Origin of the sequence: Achromobacter sp. ACM05 (assembly GCF_019218915.1) — a bacterium.
Taxonomy (GTDB): domain Bacteria; phylum Pseudomonadota; class Gammaproteobacteria; order Burkholderiales; family Burkholderiaceae_B; genus Achromobacter; species Achromobacter animicus.
The window spans coordinates 417,341-438,865 of record NZ_JAHUWQ010000002.1 but is presented as its reverse complement, the minus strand read 5'-3'; the positions used below and the strand labels follow the sequence as shown (position 1 = coordinate 438,865).

The window sequence follows — 21,525 nt, the reverse complement described above, 5'->3', positions numbered from 1 at the left end:
GCGCCGGCGTCAGAAAGATTCCCAATCGTCGTCCGAAGGCGCCTGCCGCCGGCTTGCAGCCGGTGCTGGCGCGGGCTTCGAAACGTCCTTTGCCGCGGGCGCCGGACGCGCCGCCGCGGGCTTGCGCGGCGGGCGCGTTGCCGAGGCGCCGGCGGCCGGTTCCGGCTTGGCGCGGGCGGTGTGTGTCAGGCGCACGGCGGCGGCGGGCTTGGCGGCCGGCGCGGCGGGTGGCGGCGCCACCTCGGGCTCGGGCGCCGGTGCGGCAACGCGGGCAGCCGGCCGATGCTGCTGCGCCAACTGGCGCGCCGGCACTTCGATGACTTCGCCTGCATTGATCTTGAACACGGCCACCGCTTCGGCCAGGCGCTGCGCCTGATCCTGCAGCGAGCCCGCCGCGGCCGCAGCCTCTTCCACCAGCGCCGCGTTCTGCTGCGTCACTTCGTCCATCTGCGCGACGGCGCGGTTGACCTGGTCGATGCCGCTGGACTGCTCGTCGGAGGCCGCCGAGATCTCGCCCATGATGTCCGTCACGCGTTTCACGGAAGCAACGATCTCCTGCATCGTCGCGCCGGCGCGTTCGACCTGCTGCGAACCGGCGCCGACCTTGGACACCGAATCCTCGATCAGGCTCTTGATTTCCTTGGCGGCCTGGGCGCTGCGCTGCGCCAGCGAGCGCACTTCACCCGCCACCACCGCAAAGCCCTTGCCCTGCTCGCCCGCACGTGCGGCTTCCACCGCGGCGTTCAGCGCCAGGATGTTGGTTTGGAACGCAATGCCGTCGATGACCGACACGATTTCCGAGATCTTGCGCGAGCTGGCCGAAATGCCTTCCATGGTGTTGACCACTTCCGACACCGCCGAACCACCGCGCTCGGCCACGTCCGACGCACTGGCCGCCAGCTGATTGGCCTGGCGCGCATTGTCCGCATTCTGCTTCACGGTCGAGGCCAGCTGCTCCATCGACGCGGCGGTCTCTTCCAGCGAAGCGGCCTGCTCTTCGGTGCGGCTGGACAGGTCCGTGTTGCCCGCCGAGATTTCACGCGAACCGACGTTGATTTCATCCACGCCGCGGCGCACCGCCGACACGGTGCGCGCCAGGCTTTCCTGCATGCGCTTGACGGCGGCCATCAGGGCGCCGATTTCGTTCGTGGAGTTGACGTCCACGCGTACGGTCAGGTCCCCCGCAGCGATCTTGTCGAAGCTTTCGCCCACGGCGCGCAGCGGACGCAGCACGACCCGATTCATGAACAGGAACGCGCCCAGCGACACTACCAGGATCAGCACGGCCAGGCCGATGTAGACGAAGGTCATCGTCGACGCCTCTGCACGCGACGACTTCACCAACGCTTCGCTGAAATTGTTGATGTTGGCGGCAAAGTCCGTGAGCTGCTTGAAGAAGAGGCCGCTGGCGGCGCCCGCCTTCGTGTTCTTGAGCGACAGGTAGGTCGCGGCGTCGCCCTTGTCCAGGGCGGCCATCATGCCTTCCAGGGAGTCGGCAAAGCCGCTGAAAGCGGACAGCAGGTCGCCTTCGGACTTCCGGCCGATCTCGGTCGTCTTCGGAATCGCCTTGAAGGTCTCCATCTTCTTCTTGGCGTCCGCGATCAGTTGCTGAACGATGCGGGAGTTTTCGGCGGCGCCGCTCGCGTCGCCTGCGGCGCGCTGAGCGGCGGCGATGTCGGCGCGCACGGTGGCGCGCAGCATCTGCGTGTACGAGTCCTTGATCAGATTGCTCTGCTGGACGCTAAGGGAATCCAAGGTGTTGATCGCCCGGGCATTGGACTGCATGCTGTTCCAACCCAGCACAATGGCAACGAGCGCGGCCAAGGCGACTGCCAATTGGGCCAGCATCAAGCCGGTGCGCACCTTCAGATTGCTAAACATTTACGTAGTTCCGGTAATCGTGCTGGCGGCGCGTTCCTGGCCGTCAGCACGTAAAAGGGATTTTCTCTACTGCCTGTTCAATGCACTGGCGGAACGGATCCGTCAGAAGGACTCCCAATCGTCATCCGAGGGTGGCGGACGGCGCGAGGCGGGCTTGGGCGCCGCCGCGGCAACGTCCGCGGCATCCGCGGCGCGCGTGGCCGGCCGGCGCAGCGGGCGCGCGGCGGTCGCGCCCGCCGGCTTGGGCCGGGCAACCTGGGTCAGACGGGGTGCGGGCGCGGGCGCGGCCTTGGCGGCGGGCTCGGGCTGCGCGGCGGGCGCGGCGGCAGCTTCTTGCGCGGGCTTGGGCGCGGACACCAGCGGCGCGCTGCGTTGCTGCGCCAGCTGGCGCGCGGGCACTTCGATGACTTCGCCGGCGTTGATCTTGAACACCGACACCGCTTCGGCCAGGCGCTGCGCCTGCTCCTGCAGCGAGCCGGCGGCGGCCGCAGCCTCTTCCACCAGCGCCGCGTTTTGCTGCGTCACTTCGTCCATCTGCGACACGGCGCGGTTCACCTGATCGATGCCGCTGGATTGCTCCTCCGACGCCGCCGAGATCTCGCCCATGATGTCCGTCACGCGCTTCACCGAGGACACGATTTCCTGCATCGTGGAACCGGCGCGTTCGACCTGCTGCGAACCCGCGCCGACCTTGGAGACCGAGTCCTCGATCAGGCCCTTGATTTCCTTGGCGGCCTGGGCGCTGCGCTGCGCCAGCGAGCGCACTTCGCCTGCCACCACGGCAAAGCCCTTGCCCTGTTCGCCGGCACGTGCAGCTTCCACCGCCGCGTTCAGCGCCAGAATGTTGGTCTGGAACGCAATGCCGTCGATGACAGACACGATCTCCGAGATCTTGCGCGAGCTGGCCGAGATCTCCTGCATCGTGTTGACCACTTCCGACACGGCCGAACCACCGCGCTCGGCCACGTCAGACGCGCTCGCCGCCAACTGATTGGCCTGGCGGGCGTTGTCCGCGTTCTGCTTCACGGTCGAGGCCAGCTCTTCCATCGAGGCCGCGGTCTCTTCCAGCGAAGCAGCCTGCTGCTCCGTGCGGCTGGACAGGTCCGTGTTGCCCGCGGAAATTTCACGCGCGCCCAGATTGATTTCTTCCACGCCACGGCGCACCGAGGCCACCGTGCGGGTCAGGCTTTCCTGCATGCGCTTGATGGCGCCGAACAGGTGACCGATTTCGTTGGTGCTGCGCACTTCGATACGGCCGGTGAAATCGCCAGCGGAAATCTTCTCGAAGTGGTCGCCCGCTTCATGCAGCGGACGCAACACGGTGCGGTTGATGAAGATCCAGCAGCCCAGCGCCAACACCAGAGCGATGGCCAGCATCACAATGGTCACCATGCGCGAAATGTTGTGATCGGCTTCCGCCTGCGCGATGAGCTCGTCGGTGCGCGTGTCCGTGAACTGCAGCACGTTGTTGACGGCCTCGCGGAACGCGGTGTTGGCAGCGCCGCCGGCGTCGTTCAGATCCAGGTAGTCCTGGATGGCCAGGTTCGCCAGCGCGGCGGCCTGGCGGCGGTAGACATCGTCGAATTGCTTGTAGGCGGCGTCCAGCTTGGCCACAAGATCTTCCGAGCCTGCCATGCGCGGCGCCTTGCGGAACCCGTCGAACAACTGGAGGCCTTCAGCCATGAGCGCATCGGCACGCTTGGCTTGCGACGTCGATTGTTCGGTCTTGCCCTGCTGCATGTCCATCAGCGAATTGGCAAGCAACAGACGGCCGCGCAGGAAGGTGCTGTAGGCACGCTGCAGTTGCGTCGCCTGATTGGCATAGGCCTCGTTGACCTGCGCCAGCTTGTCGCTGCCGGAATTCAACCCCATCCACGCCACACCGTTCGAAATGAACATGGCGCCCGTGAAGAGCAACAGCACCAGGATGATGCAGGTGCGAACTTTTAAATTACCAAGCATGAAATATCCGAGCGTTAAGCAACGAAAAACGACACAACCTACCCTACACGCACTACGGACGCCCCGGCCCCGGGCCGGCAGCGTCCGAAAAGTGCGCCACCCGCGGCGCGCGCAAACGGCGCCGCGCAGATAACTACCGCATCACTTGCGGCTGAACAGGCTGGAACCCTGGATGGTCATGAACGCGGCCGAGGCCGCCTGCAATGCCACCTGGCGCAGCGCGAGCTGGCTGGCGCCGGCGTAGTAGTCCAGGTCTTCCAGATCCGACAGCGACTTCGAATACGACAGGCCCTTTTGCGTGCCGGTGGCGTCCAGCGCCTCCAGCTCGTTCAGACGCGCGCCCACGGAAGCGCCCACGGTCAGCACGTTGTCGTACGTGGTGGCCAGCTTCTTGTTCGCCGTCGCCAGTTCGTTGTTCAGACGGGCCAGCGCCTTCTCGTCACCGGCGATGGGCGAATCTAGCACCTTGATGAGGTTGTCCAGCGTGTTGAACATGTCCACATCGGCCGACTGGATGCTCTCGACGTTGATGACGTCGCCGTTCTGCGGCGTGCCCTTGACCACGACGGCGACGCCGCCGAAGTCGATGCTGGCGCCTTCCTTGTATTCCGTGGGACCGGCCGGCGGCGCGGGGGTGGTCACCGGCGGCACGGGCGGGTTGGCGTTCGGGTCGGTCGTGATGACGCGATAGCCCATGTTGCCCGTCGCGGGATCCGCTTCGAACTGCAAGCTGAAGTTCTTGCCGATGTTGGGGCTGCCCGGCGTGACCGAAACGGTGCCGAACTGCGCGGTGCCGCCGTTAGCCGGCGCGGCGGTGCTCACGTACGCGGTCGAACCCGGGTTGGCGCGGTTGAAGATGTCGCTACCCAGGTCGCTGGTGGACAGCTGGCGCGATTGGTCGACCTGCACGGTGCGTTCGCCGGTGGCGCCGCTGTAGACGATCTTGCCGGTGGCGTCCTGGGCGTAAGGCACCACGCCGCCTTCGTAACCCGAAAACAGGTACTGGCCGTTGCCGTCGGTGCTGTTCGCAAGACCCAGCAGCGCGTCGCGGGCGCTCTTGAGCGCCGTCGACAGGGCCTGGCGATCGCTGTCGGCGAACGTGCCGTTACCGGCCTGGACGACGCGCGTGCGCACGTCCTGCAGCGCGGTGGTGATCGAATCCAGAACGTTGGCTTCCTGGCCGAGGTTGGTCTTTGCCGTGTTGCGGTTCAGGCCATACGTCGTGTTCATGCTCTGCGTCTGCGCGACGCCGATCGACAGGGAAGCCGACAGCGGATCGTCCGCGGGGGTCAGGAACTTGCGGCCGCTGCCAACCTGTTCGACCAGGCGATTCATGTCGGATTCCTGAGCGAGAACGCCGCTCAGTCCGTTCGAGTACATCATCGTGGTGCTCAGACGCATGGTGCAGCTCCGTAATGCTTTCTAGTATTCACAGTCAACGTTCTGATCAGCCGCGCAGGCCCAACAGCGTGTCAAAAATGGTGCTTGCCACATCGATGATGCGGGCGCTGGCCTGGTACTGCTCCTGGTACAGCGACAGGCTTACGTATTCTTCGTTCAGGTTCACGCCCGACACTGCCTGTTGGGCAGCGGTCGTCTGCTTGACCAGGTTGACCTGCGCCGTGGCGGCCGTCTTGATCTGCTGCGTCTGCACGCCGACCGTGTTCACGACCTGCGCGAACATGTCGTTGATGCTCATCGTGCCGTGGCCCAGCACCTTGCTGGTCTGCAGCTGCGCCAGCTTCAGGGCGTTCTTGCCGTTGGCGTCGCCGCCTTCCAGGTCCGCCGCGGCAACCTTGTCCGGATCCGTGATCAGGACGTTGATGTCGCGGGCGGCATCGCGCGTGGGCGACAGCGACCACTTGTCGCCGGCCTGGGGCGGCGCATTGATGGTCAGCGTCAGACCCATCTCGCTTTCGAGGTTCAGCGTGGCCGTGGGCGGCGTGCCGGTGGCCGGGCCGTTGTAGACCTGCGAGCCTTCCGGCATGCGCACCACCTGGTAGTTGGTGCCGTCGAACGAGATCTCGTAGTCCTTGGCATTGATGTTTGCCAGGTTGGTGAATTCGCCCGAGATCTGCGCGTTGCTCTTGTTCGTCGTGTTCGGCACGCCCTGGGGCGAACCGATGCCGAAGAAGTCCGTGCCCGGATTGCCGCCCTGGTCCAGGCCCTGCTTGTGCTGCTCGTTGAACGACAGCGCCAGGCCAACGGCCATCTGGCCGAGCTGATTCTGCATGACGTCCAGCGACGAGGCGCGGAACTGCAGCAGGCCGCCCAGCTTGCCGCCGGAGATTTCCGTGTCCTTCATTTCCACCGCGATGGTCTTGCCGGTGCCCGCGGGCAGCGTGTAGGCAATGACCGTGCGGCCGGCGTCCGCGGAGGACGGCACGGCTTGCAGCGGGTAGATCGTGTTGCCCGACAGCAGCGACTGGCCGCCCTTCGTGAGCGAGATGCTGATCTTGTCGCCCTGCTCGTACGTCGTGACGCCGATGAGCTGGTTCAGTTCCATGACGGCCTGATCGCGCTGGTCGAGCAGGTCGTTGGGGGGGCTGCCGCCGGCCTTGCCGGCCGCCAGGGAAATCTGCTGGTTCAGGTCGTCGATGCGGGTCAGGTAGCTGTTGACCTGGTCGACCGTGGTGCTGATCTGCGTGTTCAGGCCTTCACGCTGCTTCTGCATTTCCGAGTAGGCCGAGCGGATCTGCGTCGTCAGGCTGTTGGCCTGGCCGAGCAGGTCGGCGCGCGCGGCGGGGTCCGCCGGCTTGCTGGCCACCGTGTTCATGCTGGTGAAGAAGTTGGTCAGGCCAGGGGCGATGCCAACCGTGCGGTCGGAGAACAGGTTGTTGATCTGCGAAACCTGGTCGAGCTGAGCCTGGAGCTGGGCGCCGCTGCCGGTCGCGCCGACGAGCTGCTTGTACAGGAAGCTGTCGTAGCTGCGCACGACGGTGTCGACCTGGACGCCGCGGCCGATGTAGCCGTTGGCGGTCGCTTGCGCGCCCGCCGTCGAGGTCATGACGCGCTGACGGTTGTAGCCGACCGTGGTGGCATTGTTGATGTTGTGGCCGGTGGTTGCCAGGCCGGCTTGCGCCGCGTTCAACCCGCCCAGTGCCGTTTTGTACAAATTCATGCTGACAATGCCCCGTATGTAACCGCAGCTGTTATCTCTGGATACCCCGTTTACGGCAGGAGATCACCCAAATTTAGAGTCCTTCCAACATCCGCCGTGAATTTTCCACGTTGGATGCCGCGCCCCGCAGCTGCCCCATGATGCCGATGAGCTTCTGGGCATAGCGCGGGTCGGTCGCGTAGCCCGCGTCCTGGATCCGGCGGGCCGCCTCGATCTCGTTGCGGGCCGTCGTCACGCTCTCGTACCGCGGGCTGTTGCCGATCAGGCGGGCGTAGTCGGCAAACGATTCCTCGTACGACGCGTAGGCCCGGAACGGCTGCGTCACCTTGCGGGCGACGCCGTCTTCGTATTCGGTGGTCAGCACGTTGACGACCTTGCCCTTCCAGCTCGAACCTGCCTTGATGCCGAACAGGTTGAAGCTGGTGCTGCCGTCCTCATGCTTGATTTCGCGCTTGCCCCAGCCGGATTCCAGCGCCGCCTGGCCCATGATGAGACGGGCCGGCACGCCGCTCTGCTGCGACGCCAGATTGGCCGCGCGCGACATCTTGGACACGAAGTCGACCACGTGCTCGGGTGCGCCTTCGGCAGCGGCCAGCGCGCGGTCGGCCGGCCGGTTGTTGCGCATGACGTTCAATAGCGCCGACACCTCACGCGAGCCGCCGGTCTGGAAGTCCAGATCGCCGCCCTGCCCGATGCGTTTGATCGCTTCGTCCGGGATCTCGCCGGGTTTGCCCTGCTGCATCTGCGCCAGGATCGCCTGCGACAGGCCGATGCCGGGCGAGGCCAGGTGCAGGGCCAGTTGCTCGTCCGCCATGGACTGCAGCATCTGCGTCTGCTGGGAATCGAACAGCCCTTCCTTGGGCGTGGCCTCGCGCATGCGCTTGACCATCATCTGCAGGAACAGCGCTTCGAACTGCTTGGCGACCTGCTTCTGCTGCTCGGTGCCGGCGGGATCCTTCTTGACGTCACGCTTCAGGTCCGACAGGCGGCCCATGTCGAAGACCGAATCCTGCCGGGCGCTGCCGCGTGCCGCGTCGTTGGTGTAAGCCATGGCCGTCAGATGATCTCAAGTTCGGCGCGCAAGGCGCCCGCGGTCTTCATCGCCTGCAGGATGGCCAGCAGGTCCTGCGGGGTGGCGCCCAGGGCGTTCAGGCCCTTGACCACGTCGGCCAGGTTGGCGCTGGTGCTCACGCGCTGCAGCGAGCCGTTGTCCTGCCGCACTTCGATCTGGGTATTGGGCACCACCACCGTCTGGCCCTGCGTGAACGGCGTGTCCGGCTGGACGACCTCGTTCTGGCGGTTGATGATGACCGACAGGTTGCCGTGCGCCACGGCGGCCTCTTCGATCATGACCGTGCGGTTCATGACGACCGAACCGGTGCGGGCGTTGATGATGACTTTGGCGACCGTCGGCGCGCGCGTGACCTGCAGGTCTTCCATCTGCGACAGGAAGCGGGCCTGCGAGCCCTGTTCCATGGGCGTGCGCACCTGGATGACGCGGCCGTCCAGCGCCGTGGCCGTGCCCTGTCCGAACTGGCGGTTCAGGGCCGTCGCCACGTTCTGCGCGGTGCCGAAGTCGGTATTGTTCAGTTCGACATGCACGTAGCCGTCGCGGGCAAACGTGGTCGGCACGCCGCGCTCGACGATGGCGCCCGCGCTGATGCGGCCGCCGTTCAACTGGTTGATCTGCACGCTGGAACCGCCCGCGGACGCGCCGGCGCCGCCGACCAGGATGTTGCCCTGGGCAATGGCGTAGACCTGGCTGTCCGCGCCCTTGAGCGGCGTCATCAGCAGCGTGCCGCCGCGCAGGCTCTTGGCGTTACCCATGGACGAGACCACCACGTCCAGCGTCTGGCCGGGCCGCGCGAATGCCGGCAAGGTGGTCGTGACCATGACGGCGGCCACGTTCTTCAATTGCATGTTGCTGCCGGCGGGCACCGTGATGCCCAGCTGCGACAGCATGTTGGTCAGGCTCTGCTGCGTGAATGGCGTCTGGCGCACCTGGTCGCCGCTGCCGTCCAGGCCCACGACCAGGCCGTAGCCGATGAGCTGGTTGCCCCGGACGCCCTGGATGCTGGCCAGATCCTTGAGCCGTTCGGCGTGCGCCGCACCGGCGCCCGCGGCCAGCCCGACGGCCACGCACACCCGCGCCATCAGGGACAGCAAGGTGGATATCGGAGTCTGTTGTTTCATGATTTAGAACGGCGAAGCGATCAGGAAGAAGCGTTGCAGCCAGCCCATGGTCTGGACTTCGTCCATGACGCCCTTGCTGCGGTATTCGATGCGCGCGTCGGCCACTTGCGTGGACGAGACGGTGTTCGTGCCCGTGATGGAGCGCGGATCGACCACGCCGGCAAAGCGCACGTACTCGCTGCCGCGGTTGATGGCGATCTGCTTTTCCCCGGCGACCTGCAGGTTGCCGTTGGACATCACGCCCACCACCGTGGTCGTGATGGTGCCGGTGAAGGCATTGTTGGCGCTGCTGTCGCCCTTGCCCTGCGACACATTCCCGCCATTGGCTTCGGTGTTCAGGTTGGCGTTCGCCCAGCTGTCCATGAAGGACGGCGCCGCGGCGATGCCCAACGTGGCCGAGCCGCTGCGATTGGTATTCGTCGCCACGTTCTTGGACGCATTGGTGCGCTCGTTCAGCACGATCGTGACGATGTCGCCGACATTGCGGGGCCGGCGGTCTTCGAACAGCGGGTAATTGCCGTAAGTCGTGGGCTGGTAGATGGAGCCCGTGGGCTGCGCCATGGGCATCGGCGGCGGCGGCGGGGCGGCCGTCGTCGGCCCGGTCACGATGGGTTCGGGCGGGATCATGGCGCAACCAGCCGCCAGCAGAGCCAGCGCAGACGCAAGTACCAGGCGCAGGACAGACATGAGCATCACAGTTGGGTCAGGCGGGCCAGCATTTCGTCCGACGTCTTGACGGCCTTGCTGTTCATTTCGTAGGCGCGCTGCGTCGTGATCATGTTGACCAGCTCTTCAGCGACGTTGACGTTGGAGGTTTCGACGTACTTCTGCATGATCGAGCCCGCGCCGTCCACGCCGGGCTGCAGCAGGTTCGCCGGACCCGACGAGTCGGTTTCCAGGTACAGGTTTTCGCCGATGCTTTGCAGGCCGGTCGGGTTGATGAAGGTGGCGATCTGCAGCTGGCCGATCTGCACGTTGACGCCGGCCGCGCCGGGTTGCGTCACGGAGACCATGCCGTCGTTGCCGATGGTGATGGACAGCGCGTTGTCCGGCACGTTGATCGGCGGCTGGATGACGTAGCCGCTGACCGTGACGAGCTGGCCGTTCTGGTCGCGCTGCAGCGCGCCGTCACGCGTGTAGGCCTGCGTGCCGTCGGGCAGTTCGACCGGCAGGAAGCCGCGGCCGTTGATCGCCACGTCCATTTCGCTGCCGGTGTTGTTCAGGTTGCCGTCCGAGTGGATGCGCTCGGTGGCGGCCACGCGCGCGCCGGTGCCCAGCTGCAGGCCGGACGGCAGTTGCGTGGCGTCGCCCACCTGGGCGCCAGGCTGGCGCAGCGTCTGATACATCAGGTCCTGGAACACGGCACGGCCGCGCTTGAACCCGTTGGTGGAGACGTTGGCCAAGTTGTTGGAAATCACGTCCATGGAGGTCTGCTGACCTTCCAGGCCCGTCTTGGCGATCCACAGCGAACGCATCATGATGAAAGACTCCGGTTCCGCGGCCTGGCCGCGAACTAAATGTTATTTAAATCAGGCGCTTACGGACAGAATGCCGTTGGCGCGTTCCGCATTGCGGTCCGACTGCTGAATCACCTGCATCTGCTGCTCGAAGCGGCGGGCGTTTTCGATCATGCCCACCATCGATGCCATCGGATTGGTGTTGCTGCCTTCCAGCACGCCCGTCAGCACGCGCAGTGCGGGGTCGGCGGGCACCGGCGCCGCGGGCTGGCCGTTGACCGGCGCCATGCGGAAGACGCCGTCGTCGCCGTGCACCAACTGCTTGTTGTCCGGGTTGACCAGCTTCAGGCGGCCCAGGTTCAGGATGTTGTTCGGCGCGTCGCCGGCGCCCAGCGCCGTGATCGTGCCGTCCGACGTGATGGTCAGCGCGGCCTGGTCGGGCACGTCGATGGGACCGCCCTGGTCCGACAGCACCGGCTGGCCCAGCGACGTCTGCAGCAGGCCGTTGATGCCGACCTGCAGGCTGCCGGCGCGGGTATACGCTTCGCCTTGCGGCGTCTGCACCGCGATCCAGCCGTTTTCGCTGGCCAGCGCCACGTCCAGGCTGCGGCCCGTGGTCTGCATGGTGCCCATCTGGAAGCTGTTGCCGGGCGTGGACGCCACCGTCGAAACACGCGTAGGCAGGCTCACCCCGTCCGTCACGGGAACCGAGCGGTACAGCGCGATCTGCTCGCGAAAGCCCGCCGTGTTCACGTTGGCCATATTGTTGGAGAGCGCGGCCTGATGCTCCGTGATCCGCGCTGCGCCGTTCATGGCGGTGTAGATGATTCTGTCCATTGCCTATTCCGTCGGTGTCGTCGGTTGCCCAGCGGGCATTACTTCAGGTTCATCAGGACTTGCATGATCTCGTCCTGGGTCTTGATGGTCTGCGAATTGGCCTGGTAGGTGCGCTGGGCAATGATCATGTTGACCAGCTCCTTGCTCATGTCCACGTTGGAGGCTTCGGTCGCCTGGCCCACCACCGTCGACATGCTGTTGGTGCCGGGCTGGCCCAGGATCGGCTGGCCGGAAGCCGCCGTTTCCTTCCAGGCGTTGTTGCCCACGGGCTGCAGGCCTTGCAGGTTCGAGAAATCGGCCAGCACGAGCGTGCCGACGACCTGGGTTTCGCCGTTGGTGTAGCTGGCGACCAGGCTGCCGTCGCTGCTGATGTTGATGCCGCTGAACTCACCGGACGTGTAGCCGTCGGGCTTGGCAACCAGCTTGTAGTTGCTGCCGTACTGGGTCGTGCCGGTGTAGTTGATCGCGATGTTCAGCGGATCGGCCGGGGTGGCGGTGCCGCCGGGCTGGGCGAACGACAGATTCACGATCGGCGCGCTGGTCAGCGTGCCGGCGTTGTTGAACGTGAACTGCTGGGGGTTGCCCCACACGCCGCCGGCTTCCGTCGTGGGCGCCATGGCCTGGCCGTCCATCGTGTAGTACACGTCGTACACGCTGGTGCCGCCGGTCGCTTCACGCTTGACGAAGTACTGCATGACCTGGTGCGAGTTGCCCAGGGAGTCGAACACCGTCATGGGCGAGGCGTTCGTGTAGGTGCTGGAGATCTTGGGATCGAACGGCTTGCCGATTTCGGTGACCGCAGCGGTGTAGTCCACGTAGCCGGGAATGCTTTCCAGCGTGCCCGCGGTGACCTGGCCCGTGCCGTCGATCGTGACGGTGTTCGGGGCCGTGCCGTACGTGGCGGCCGGCGGGTTGCCCGGGGTCCACGTCAGCGCGCCGCCGGCGGCCTTCGTGAACGTGTAGGCCGTGCCGCCCAGGGTGACCGAGCCGGGAACGGCGGGCGCCGTCACGGTGTCGACCTGATAGATGACCTTGGCGTTGGCGTCCAGGTTGGCCACGGTGGTGGCGGTGCTGGTGGCCTGCGGCGCGACGTTGGCCGTCGGCAGTTGCAGTTCGATGGGGTTTGCGCCGATGGCGCCGGCCGGGTAGCCGGTCAGGCGGTAGCCCTGGGCGTTCACGATGAAGTTGTTCTTGTCGACGAGGAATTCGCCGTTGCGCGTGTACATGACCGAGCCGCTCTGGTCGGTCACGCGGAACATGCCCTTGGCGCCGTCGATGGCGATGTCGTATTCGCCGCCGCCGCCCGTCACCGCGCCCACCGTGAAGCGCTGGTTGATGGCCGCGACCTTGACGCCCAGGCCCACGCGCGAGCTGGCGTAGACGTCAGCGAACGATGCGGTTGCCGACTTGAAGCCGACGGTGCCCGAGTTGGCGATGTTGTTGCCGATGACGTCCAGGTTCTGCGCAGCGGCGTTCAAGCCGCTCAATCCTTGTCCGAAGCCCATGTTTACTCTCGCTAATCTTTAGTGGAAAAGCCGTCGCCCGTGCGCCGGCACCAATTCATATCCGCCCGTTCAGGCGCCGATCACCTTGCGCACGTCCAGCATGCTGGTCTGGCCGTCCAGGCCCAGATCCAGACGCAGGCCGTTGGTGGAGTACGCCACGCTCTTCACGTTGCCGTAGCTCAATACTTCCGAGTTCACCTTCGCGCCCTCGGCGTCGGTCGCCAGCACGGACACGTTGTATGCGCCCGGTTCCAGCGCCACGCCGGCGTCGTTCTTGCCATCCCATTCCAGCGTGTACACGCCGTTCTTCTGCTCGCCCAGTTCGATGGTGCGCACAACTGCACCGTTCGAATCCGAGATGCGGACCTGGACCTTGGCGGCGTCGCCCTGCAGATCCAGACCGTAGGGCGTGACCACGCGGTCCGCGGGGTTGGCGCTGTCGACACCGACCTTGACCTTCGTGCCCGGGATCAGGACGCCCTTGCCGATCATCGACACGGCGTTCATCGACTGGGACACGTCGATCTGGCCGCTGATGGCCAGCATGGTGTTCTTCAGGTTGGTGATGCCTTCCACCGTGGAGATCTGCGCCAGTTGCGACGTCAGTTCCGCGTTCTGCATCGGGTTCAGCGGGTCCTGGTTCTTGAGCTGCGTGACCAGCAGCTTCAGGAACTGGTCCTGCAGGCCTTGCGCGGTGCTGGCGCTGGTGGCGCCGGTTTGCGCCAGGCCCATGGCCGTGGTGCTCGTGTTTTGATCGACGGTGGTCATGGATGGACTCTGGCTGGAAATTAGGATTGACCGATGGTCAGCGTCTTCTGCATCAACGCCTTGGCGGTGTTGAGGACCTCGACGTTGGCCTGGTAGGACCGCGATGCCGCGATCATGTTGACCGTTTCGGCCACCGGATCGACGTTGGGCATGCTGATGTAGCCCTGCGCGTCAGCCAGGGGGTGCTTGGGGTCATAGACCATCTTCAGGGGCGACTGGTCCTGGACCACGCCGGCCACGCGAACGCCGCCGATCTCCTGGCCCAAAGCCTGGCCTGCGGCCGGGTTGACCTGGAACACGACCTGGCGGGCGCGGTAAGGCTGGCCATCCGGGCCGACCACACTGTCGGCATTGGCCATGTTGCTGGCCGCCACGTTCATGCGCTGCGACTGCGCGCTCAACGCCGAACCGGCGATATCGAAAATGCTCAACAAGGACATTGCCTGTTGCTCCCTTTAAAGATCAATCCTGGATGGCGGTCTGCAGCCCGCGGATACGGTTGGAGATCAGCTGCATCGTGCTCTGGTAATGCAGGGTGTTGTCGGCGAACTGCACGCGCTCGATGTCCATGTCCACCGTGTTGCCGTCCATGCTGGGCTGGTACGGCAGGCGGTACAGCAGATCCGTTGGACCCTGCGACACGGCCTTGGCCGGAATGTGGCGGGCCGACGTCAGCTTGAGCGACGTGTCGGGCAGGCGCATCGTGCCTTCCATGGCGCTTTGCATCGCGGCCTTGAAGTCGATGTCGCGCGCCTTGTAGTTGGGCGTGTCGGCGTTGGCGATGTTCGAGGAAAGCACTTCCTGGCGCTGCGCGCGCAGTGCCAAAGCCTGCTGGTAGAACCGGAAATCTTCGTTGAGCCTGTCGAGCATCGTGGCGCCTTGAATTCGTTGCAGATCAGATAAAGCGAGGGACGCCGGACGCACCGTTATCCCATTGGATGACGGCATGATAGGGGCCGGACCTGTAACACAATCAGCCAAACAACCCGTCATTTCTCATCCAATTCACGTATTGCCGAAAGCCGCCCACTTCTACAATTCATCCATCATGAAAATCTCCGCAAGACTCCTTCTCGCGCGCGCCGGCATCGCCGCCCTGCTCCTGGCCTCGGCAAGCGCCGTCCAGGCACAGGCCGCGGCCACCCAGGCCCCGGAAGCGATCATCATTGCGGCGCAGACCTATCTGCAGGAACAACTGGCCTCCCTGCCCGGCGAGGCGTCCATCGCCATCGACCCGCCGCGCACCGACCGCCTGACGCCGTGCGATGACCTGACCCCCTTCCTGCCGTCCGGCATGAAGCTGCGGTCCCGCATGACTGTCGGCGTGCGCTGCAACTCGGCCAAAGGCTGGACCGCCTACGTGCAGGCCTCCGTCAGCGTGGCCGGCCACTATTACGTCGCCTCGCGCCTGATCGCCGCCGGCCAGGCCCTGACCCCGGCGGATCTGTACGCCCGCGAGGGCGATCTGGTCTCCCTGCCCCCCAACGCCATCACCGACCCGCAGGCGGTCGCCGGCATGACCGCCGCCTTCCGCATCAACGCCGGCCAGCCGATCCGCAGCTCGTCGCTGCGCAACGCCCAGTCGGTGCAGCGCGGCACGAACGTGCGGATCAACGCGCGCGGCAACGGTTTCATGGTCAGCAGCGAAGGCGAAGCCATGGGCAACGCGGCCCCCGGCGCCGTCGTCCAGGTGCGCACCGCGGGCGGCCAGGTGGTCAGCGGCGTCGTCCGGAACGCCACGCTGGTGGAAATTCAGCTATAGACCTGTTACAAATCGCGTTGCGCCTGGCTCGCATATACCCTAAAGTTCCTCCGGCCCTTGTCGTTACAGAGACATAAGTAGGCGGATCCGTCGCAAACCGACCCAGGACGCCCTGCGGAGAAAACCTTGAAAATCAATTCGACCACCAACCGGCCCCTCGCGGCCGACGCCGTCGGTGCCCGCGCCGAGTCCGCGGTCAGTCAAGCGTATGGCGCCGGCAGCGCCACCGGATCGAGCAGCTCGCAAGTCGCGCTGAGCTCGGCGTCGCGCAAGATGCTGGCCATGCAGGACGGCTCGAACGACATCAACGTCGAGCGTGTCGCCGCCATTCGCGCCGCGATCGCCTCCGGGCAGCTCAAGATCGACACCGGCCGCATCGCCGACAGCCTGATCGCCAGCGCCCGAGACCTGCTGAAATAGCCCGTCCCTTCCCTCTATTGAGCCGTCTGTCATGAGCCTCGTCGATTCCCTGCAATCCTGCATGAAGCAGGAAGACACCCTGATCTCCGAGTTCTCCTCGATCCTCGAGGAAGAAACCGAGGTCCTGGTCAGCCAGGGCAGTGTCGAGACGCTGAACCAGATCACCGAGCGCAAGCGCGGCATCGCGCAGCAACTGGTCGATCTGAGCCAGACGCGCGACAACCTGCTCAACGAAATCGGCCTGCCCGCGGGCCACGTCGGCACCGAACAGGCCGCCGCGCAGTATCCGCAGTTGTCCGGCGTGTGGCAGGCCCTGCTGACCAAGTCGGCTTCCGCCAGCGAAATCAACATGCGCAATGGCGCCCTGATCGACGTGCATCTGCGCTACACCCAGCAATCGCTGGACGCCCTGCGCAATGTCGGCGTCGGCAGCGCCTCGACGTACGACGCGCAAGGCCGCGGCGCCCGCAGCGCCCCGGGCCGCCGGCCGATCGTCGCGGGCTGACGCTTTTCCGATCTCCTGCGGCATAAAAAAACGGCGTGCATGGCACGCCGTTTTTTGTTTCCGCGAGACGGGTTCGCGGCCTTACGCCCCACCCGTCATCTCCAGCAGCGCGAACATCTTCAGCAGCGCCACCGGCAGCATCTTGCCCGACAGCTTGCGCTCGGTGCCCACGATGCCCGACAACGGACCACGCACCACGTCTGCCGCCGGCGAATGCGCCAGCTGCCAGCATGCCGCGCCAAGCTGCCCGGCCATCAGCGACTGTCGCGCCAGCGTATGGGCGCCATCGACGGCGGGCAGCGCCTGCCAGGCATTGGACATGTAACGGAACGCCGCCTTGGCCTCTTCCTGCAGGACGAGCCAGCGCGCGATCGTCGCGGCGTCCGCCTGCGACGCCGGCAGGTTCGTCGCGCCGAACAACTGGCCCGCGACCTCGCCGGAGACTGTGTCGATCAGCCGCGCGCAGATGAGGCGGACGCTGGCGCCCTGCCCCTTGCCCGGCAGCACGACTTCGGTGCCGGACGCCCACAGCGCCAGCGGCGCGGTCTTGGCGCCCGGCGCCGGGCGCAGGCCCGGCATGTCGCCGGGCTGGCCGACGGGCAGGTAACCCACGCTCTTGCCCACGGCGTTCAGGTTGGTCGGGCATTCGTCCTGGATCACGCGCGTGCCACCTGCGCAACGCGCTACCCAGGACACGCCCTGCTCGCTCAACGGCTGCCATAGCGCAACGGTGCCGGCCTCGAGCATGTGGACCAGCGGCAAGGACGACAGGCGTTCGCCCAACCACTGCACGCGAGCCTGCAAGGCCGCCGCCGGGTCCGGCTGGGCCGGCGCGGCGGGCGCAAACGAGCTCAACATGCCGTGCGGCAGCGCGAGCTGCTGCGCGGGCGCGGCCAGTGCGGCGCCGCGGTCGCTCATCAACAGCGCGCCCATCAGCGCGCCGCCGGGCAAGGCCTCGCCCTTCATGGCGGTCTTGCCGTGCATCACGAGCAGGTTGCGGCTGCACGCAGCGGAAAATTCGCGGCGCACCATCGCCAGTGGCTCATCGCCCAGCGCGGCCAGGCTGGCGCCCGCGCCGTCGCCGACGTACTCGCGCCAGGCGGTGCGCGATTGCAGGCACGCCGGGTCGCTGCCCAGCCACGAAATGGTGTCGTCCAGGTTCTGTGCTGCTGCGATCGACGCCGCACCGCCCTGCTGCGGCAGGATGGCCGAGGCCAGCAACTGGCGGCGGCGCGCCGGGTCCACGGCGTCCGGTTCGCGCGACGACGACACCAGCGACGCCAGGTCGGCCTCGCTCGGGGTGTACAGCGCGCGGGCGCGATCGACCATCGAGAACGCGCGGTCGATCAGCACGTCCGCGCGGGCCAGTTCCATGTGCTCGGGCACCTTCTGGCCGACGGACATGTAATGGATCGGCAGGCGGTGGCGGATGGCGGTGTCGAGCGCAGCGCCCAGGCGGGTGGCTTCGTCCAGCTTGGTGATGATGCAGCCGGCCACATCCTCGCCCACGCCATTGCGATAGGCGTGCGCCACCTCGTCGAGCGTGTCGCCCTGGCTGGCGGCGTTGAGCACCAACAGCCGGCGAACGGGCTTGCCGGCGTTGCACAGCATCGACGCCTGCTCGGCCACCAGGCGGTCGCGCTGGCTGATGCCGGTGGTGTCGATCAGCACGATCTTGCGGTTGCCCAGTTCGGCCAGAATGCGGCGCAGCTCGCCGGCATCGCGCACTGAGTGCGCCGGCACGCCCATCAGGCGGCCGTAGATCTGCAATTGTTCCAGCGCGCCGATCCGGAACAGGTCGGTCGTCAGCATGGCGACCTGCTCCCGGCCTTCGCGGGCCACGCAGCGGGCGGCCAGCTTGGCCAGCGTCGTGGTCTTGCCCACGCCCGTGGGGCCGACCAGCGCATACACGCCGCCGGCCAGGAATTCGTCTTCGGAACGCACCACCGGCAGGTGGGTCACCAGTTCATTGCGTGCCCAGCTCTGCGCAGCCTCGGTGGAGAGACCTTGCGGCAGGCGCTCGACCAGCGTGCGGACCAGCTTGGTGCTGAAGCCGGCGTCCAGCAGGCTGCGGAACAGCGCGGCGCCCGCGGGCTCGCGCCCCGGACCTTGGCGGCCGCCCCACAGCAGCCCGTCCATGCGGGTTTCCAGCGCGCCGCGCAAGGCGCTGATGGCGTCCTGCAGACCGGCGGCCGTATCGGCCGGCAGATTCGCGGGCGGCAAACCCTGCGGCGGACGCACCGGGGCATCGGGCATGCGGCCCATGGGCGGCGCGGCATGCAGCATGGCCGGTTGCGGCGGCGCTGCCGGCGCCATGACGGGCGCCTGCACGGGTGCGGGCGGCGCGGCGTAGTCTTGGGGCGCGTGATAGGCGGTGGCGGGCGCAGCGGCCATGGCGGCTGCGGGCGCGGCGGTGGCCATGCGCTCGGGCATGGCGGGAGCCGGCGGTGTCATGCGGACTGCCGGCGCAAGCGGCGGCAGCTCGACGCGTACCGGTGCGGCCGGCTGAGGTGCGACCGGCTGAGGTGCGGCCGGCTGAGGTGCGACCGGCTGAGGTGCGACAGCCGTCGGTGCAACCGAAACCGGCTGCGGTGCAGCGGGTACGAATTCTGCCGGCGACGGTTCAATCTCCGGCTGCGCCGACGCCGCATACGCGGACTGGTAAGCGGCAATGGATCGCGCCGGCGGCGCGTACCCGGCTGGCGGCGCGGGCGGCATGGCAAACGGCGCAACCTGCGGTCGCGCCATCCCGGCCGGTGCGCCGAACGACGGCGCCGCGGGCTGACGTTCCTGCGCCGGCGGCGCATAGGCCGGCGCTTCGCGCGGCGGCGTCTGCTGCTGCGGCGCGTCGTCAAAGGCGCCATCAACGGTGGCCAGGACCTCGATCCCGCCCTCGACGCTGCGGTTCGACACGATCAGCGCGTCAGGCCCCAAGGCCTCGCGCACCTGACGCATCACGTCACGGGTGTTTGCCCCGTAAAAGCGGCTGATCTTCATTGCCCATTGCTCCCGCCGATCAGCGCCGTCACGCGGACGATGCGCTCATCGGGAATTTCCGTGTTCGACAACACGCCAAGCTGCGGCAGATGATGCCGCAGGAAGCGCGACAGCGGCGCGCGCAGCACCGGCGACACCAGCAGCACCGGCGCATTGCCCTGCGATTCCTGCCGTTCGACCGCCGCCTGCGCCTCGCGCAGCAGCGTGTCGGCCAGCCCCGGCTCCAGGCCGCCGCTGGTCGTCATGGCCTGCGACAGCACGCGTTCCAGCTTCACGTCCAGGCCAATCACGCGCAGCTCGCCCTCGCCGGGGAACCATTGCTGCGTGATGGCGCGGCCAAGCGCGCGGCGCGTCAGCGCGATCAGCTCGTTGATGTCCGGCTGGCCGCCCGACCCGGCGGCCATCGCCGCCAGACGCGGGCCATGCTCGGACAGCGTATCGATGATGGTGCGCATGTCGCGGATCGGCACTTCTTCCGACAGCAGACCCTGCAGCACCTTCTGCAGCGCGGTGAGCGACAGCGTCTTGGGCACCAGGTCCTCGACCAGCTTCGGCGCGTCGCGGCCGATGCGATCCAGCAGCTGTTGCACTTCCTGGCGGCCCAACAGGTTCGAGCCGTGGCGATGCATCAGGTGATTCAGGTGCGTGGCCACCACCGTGCCCGCATCCACCACTGTGTAACCGGCCACCTGCGCCTGATCGCGCAGCGAGCTGTCGATCCACAGCGCCGGCAGGCCGAACGCCGGATCGGTCGTCGGCGTGCCCTTGATCTGCATGGTCACGCCGCCCGGGTCGATGGCCAGCCACTGGCCCGGCATCGCGACCCCCGTGCCCACTTCCACGCCGGACAGCAGGATGCGGTAATCGTTGGGCTTGAGTTCCAGGTTGTCGCGGATGTGCACGACCGGCGGCAAAAACCCCACGTCCTGCGCAAACTTCTTGCGCAGGCTGCGGATGCGGTGAAGCAGCTCGCCGTTCTGCGCGTGGTCCACCAGCGGAATCAGGCGGTAGCCCACTTCCAGCCCCAGCTGGTCCACCATCGACACGTCTTCCCAGCTTGCCTCGGCAGCCGCGGCCTGCGCCTGGGTGATCGCCTGCGGCGGTATCTCCTCGGCGGCCACGGCAGCGGCTTTCTTGCGTTTGAGCAGCGCCCAGCCGCCCCAGCCCAGCGCGGCGGCCAGCGTCAGGAACGCGATGTGGGGCATGTTGGGGATGAGGCCCATGATGCCGATGATGCCGGCGGTCAGGAACAGCACGCTCGGGTTGGAGAACAGCTGGCTGATGATCTGCTGGCCGATGTCCTGGTCGGTCGACACGCGCGACACGACCACGCCGGCGGCGGTGGAGATCACCAGCGCGGGGATCTGGGCAACCAGGCCGTCACCGATGGTCAGCAGCGTGTAGACGCGGCCGGCTTCGCCCATGGACATGTCGTGCTGCGCCACGCCGACGACCAGGCCGCCGATGATGTTGATCGCCATGATCAAGAGGCCGGCGATGGCGTCGCCGCGCACGAACTTGGAGGCGCCGTCCATCGAGCCGAAGAAGTCCGATTCCTGCGAGACTTCCGACCGGCGCTTGCGCGCCTCGTCTTCGCCGATCAGGCCGGCGTTCAGGTCCGCGTCGATCGCCATCTGCTTGCCGGGCATGGCGTCCAGGGTGAAGCGCGCGCCCACTTCCGCGATACGGCCCGCACCCTTGGTGATGACGATGAAGTTGATGATGGTCAGGATGATGAAGACGATGATCCCGACCGCGAAGTTGCCGCCCACCAGAAAGTGCCCGAAGGCCTCGATCACCTTGCCCGCGGCGTCCGGGCCCGTGTGACCGTGCAGCAGCACGACCCGGGTGGACGCGACGTTCAGCGACAGGCGCAGCAGCGTCGCGAACAGCAGGACGGCCGGGAACGCGGCAAAGTCCAGCGGCTTGCGCGTGAACATGGCCACCAGCAGGATCATCACGGACAACGCGATGTTGAAGGTGAACAGCAAGTCCAGCAGGAACGTGGGCAGGGGCAGCACCATCATGCCCAGCACCATCACGATCAGGATGGGACCCGCCAGCAGCCGCGCGTGCGTGCCGCCGTTATTCTTCAACATGGTGAGCAGAGCGCTCAT

18 protein-coding genes are annotated in these 21,525 nt (G+C 66.6%); 3 read left to right on the top strand and 15 right to left on the bottom strand.

Annotated features, from left to right (window positions below):
* Positions 1-9 precede the first annotated feature (9 nt).
* From KW836_RS12860 to flgB, 13 genes are all read right to left on the bottom strand, one after another.
* Positions 10-1,881, bottom strand: a complete 1,872-nt coding sequence (locus KW836_RS12860) for a methyl-accepting chemotaxis protein (protein WP_218343537.1) — start codon at positions 1,879-1,881, stop codon at positions 10-12.
* A 102-nt stretch (positions 1,882-1,983) separates the two neighbouring features.
* On the bottom strand, positions 1,984-3,843 hold the full coding sequence (locus KW836_RS12855; RefSeq protein ID WP_218343536.1) for a methyl-accepting chemotaxis protein: 1,860 nt from the start codon (positions 3,841-3,843) through the stop codon (positions 1,984-1,986).
* A 141-nt stretch (positions 3,844-3,984) separates the two neighbouring features.
* On the bottom strand, positions 3,985-5,244 hold the full coding sequence (flgL, locus tag KW836_RS12850) for a flagellar hook-associated protein FlgL (RefSeq protein WP_218343535.1): 1,260 nt from the start codon (positions 5,242-5,244) through the stop codon (positions 3,985-3,987).
* A 46-nt stretch (positions 5,245-5,290) separates the two neighbouring features.
* Complete coding sequence (flgK, locus tag KW836_RS12845) at positions 5,291-6,964, bottom strand: flagellar hook-associated protein FlgK (RefSeq protein WP_218343534.1); 1,674 nt, start codon at positions 6,962-6,964, stop codon at positions 5,291-5,293.
* 73 nt (positions 6,965-7,037) lie between these two features.
* Entirely contained in the window at positions 7,038-8,015 is a 978-nt protein-coding gene (flgJ, locus tag KW836_RS12840) for a flagellar assembly peptidoglycan hydrolase FlgJ (RefSeq protein WP_191578098.1), read from the bottom strand.
* Between the two features lie 5 nt (positions 8,016-8,020).
* On the bottom strand, positions 8,021-9,157 hold the full coding sequence (locus KW836_RS12835) for a flagellar basal body P-ring protein FlgI (protein ID WP_279975072.1): 1,137 nt from the start codon (positions 9,155-9,157) through the stop codon (positions 8,021-8,023).
* A 3-nt stretch (positions 9,158-9,160) separates the two neighbouring features.
* Positions 9,161-9,850, bottom strand: coding sequence for a flagellar basal body L-ring protein FlgH (locus tag KW836_RS12830; protein ID WP_191578099.1), 690 nt, complete (start codon positions 9,848-9,850; stop codon positions 9,161-9,163).
* Positions 9,850-10,635: a flagellar basal-body rod protein FlgG gene (gene flgG / locus KW836_RS12825; protein WP_056570201.1), complete on the bottom strand. Its 786-nt coding sequence runs from the start codon at positions 10,633-10,635 to the stop codon at positions 9,850-9,852. The genes KW836_RS12830 and flgG overlap by 1 nt, the downstream gene beginning before the upstream one ends.
* 51 nt (positions 10,636-10,686) lie before the next feature.
* Complete coding sequence (locus KW836_RS12820; RefSeq protein WP_218343533.1) at positions 10,687-11,451, bottom strand: flagellar basal body rod protein FlgF; 765 nt, start codon at positions 11,449-11,451, stop codon at positions 10,687-10,689.
* Positions 11,452-11,489: 38 nt separating this feature from the next.
* Entirely contained in the window at positions 11,490-12,956 is a 1,467-nt protein-coding gene (locus KW836_RS12815) for a flagellar hook-basal body complex protein (protein ID WP_218343532.1), read from the bottom strand.
* A gap of 69 nt (positions 12,957-13,025) precedes the next feature.
* Positions 13,026-13,724 (bottom strand): flagellar hook capping FlgD N-terminal domain-containing protein, encoded by a 699-nt coding sequence (locus tag KW836_RS12810; protein ID WP_218343531.1) that lies wholly within the window; start codon positions 13,722-13,724, stop codon positions 13,026-13,028.
* Positions 13,725-13,744: 20 nt separating this feature from the next.
* Positions 13,745-14,164, bottom strand: a complete 420-nt coding sequence (gene flgC, locus KW836_RS12805; protein WP_105238489.1) for a flagellar basal body rod protein FlgC — start codon at positions 14,162-14,164, stop codon at positions 13,745-13,747.
* A 22-nt stretch (positions 14,165-14,186) separates the two neighbouring features.
* A complete protein-coding gene (flgB, locus tag KW836_RS12800) occupies positions 14,187-14,594 on the bottom strand; it encodes a flagellar basal body rod protein FlgB (protein WP_175126215.1) in 408 nt (135 codons plus the stop codon).
* Positions 14,595-14,772: 178 nt separating this feature from the next.
* Between flgB and flgA the strand changes: the two genes are divergently transcribed.
* The 3 genes from flgA (at position 14,773) to KW836_RS12785 (ending at position 16,411) form a co-directional block, all read left to right on the top strand.
* Entirely contained in the window at positions 14,773-15,486 is a 714-nt protein-coding gene (gene flgA / locus KW836_RS12795) for a flagellar basal body P-ring formation chaperone FlgA (protein WP_218343530.1), read from the top strand.
* Positions 15,487-15,612: 126 nt separating this feature from the next.
* On the top strand, positions 15,613-15,906 hold the full coding sequence (gene flgM / locus KW836_RS12790; protein ID WP_056570190.1) for a flagellar biosynthesis anti-sigma factor FlgM: 294 nt from the start codon (positions 15,613-15,615) through the stop codon (positions 15,904-15,906).
* A 31-nt stretch (positions 15,907-15,937) separates the two neighbouring features.
* Entirely contained in the window at positions 15,938-16,411 is a 474-nt protein-coding gene (locus KW836_RS12785) for a flagella synthesis protein FlgN (protein WP_175139611.1), read from the top strand.
* An 81-nt stretch (positions 16,412-16,492) separates the two neighbouring features.
* Here the strand turns inward: KW836_RS12785 and flhF are convergent, their stop codons facing one another.
* Together flhF and flhA are read right to left on the bottom strand one after the other, a co-directional pair.
* Positions 16,493-19,408, bottom strand: coding sequence for a flagellar biosynthesis protein FlhF (flhF, locus tag KW836_RS12780; RefSeq protein WP_218343529.1), 2,916 nt, complete (start codon positions 19,406-19,408; stop codon positions 16,493-16,495).
* A complete protein-coding gene (flhA, locus tag KW836_RS12775; protein WP_175126219.1) occupies positions 19,405-21,525 on the bottom strand; it encodes a flagellar biosynthesis protein FlhA in 2,121 nt (706 codons plus the stop codon). Before flhA ends, flhF begins: the two co-directional genes overlap by 4 nt.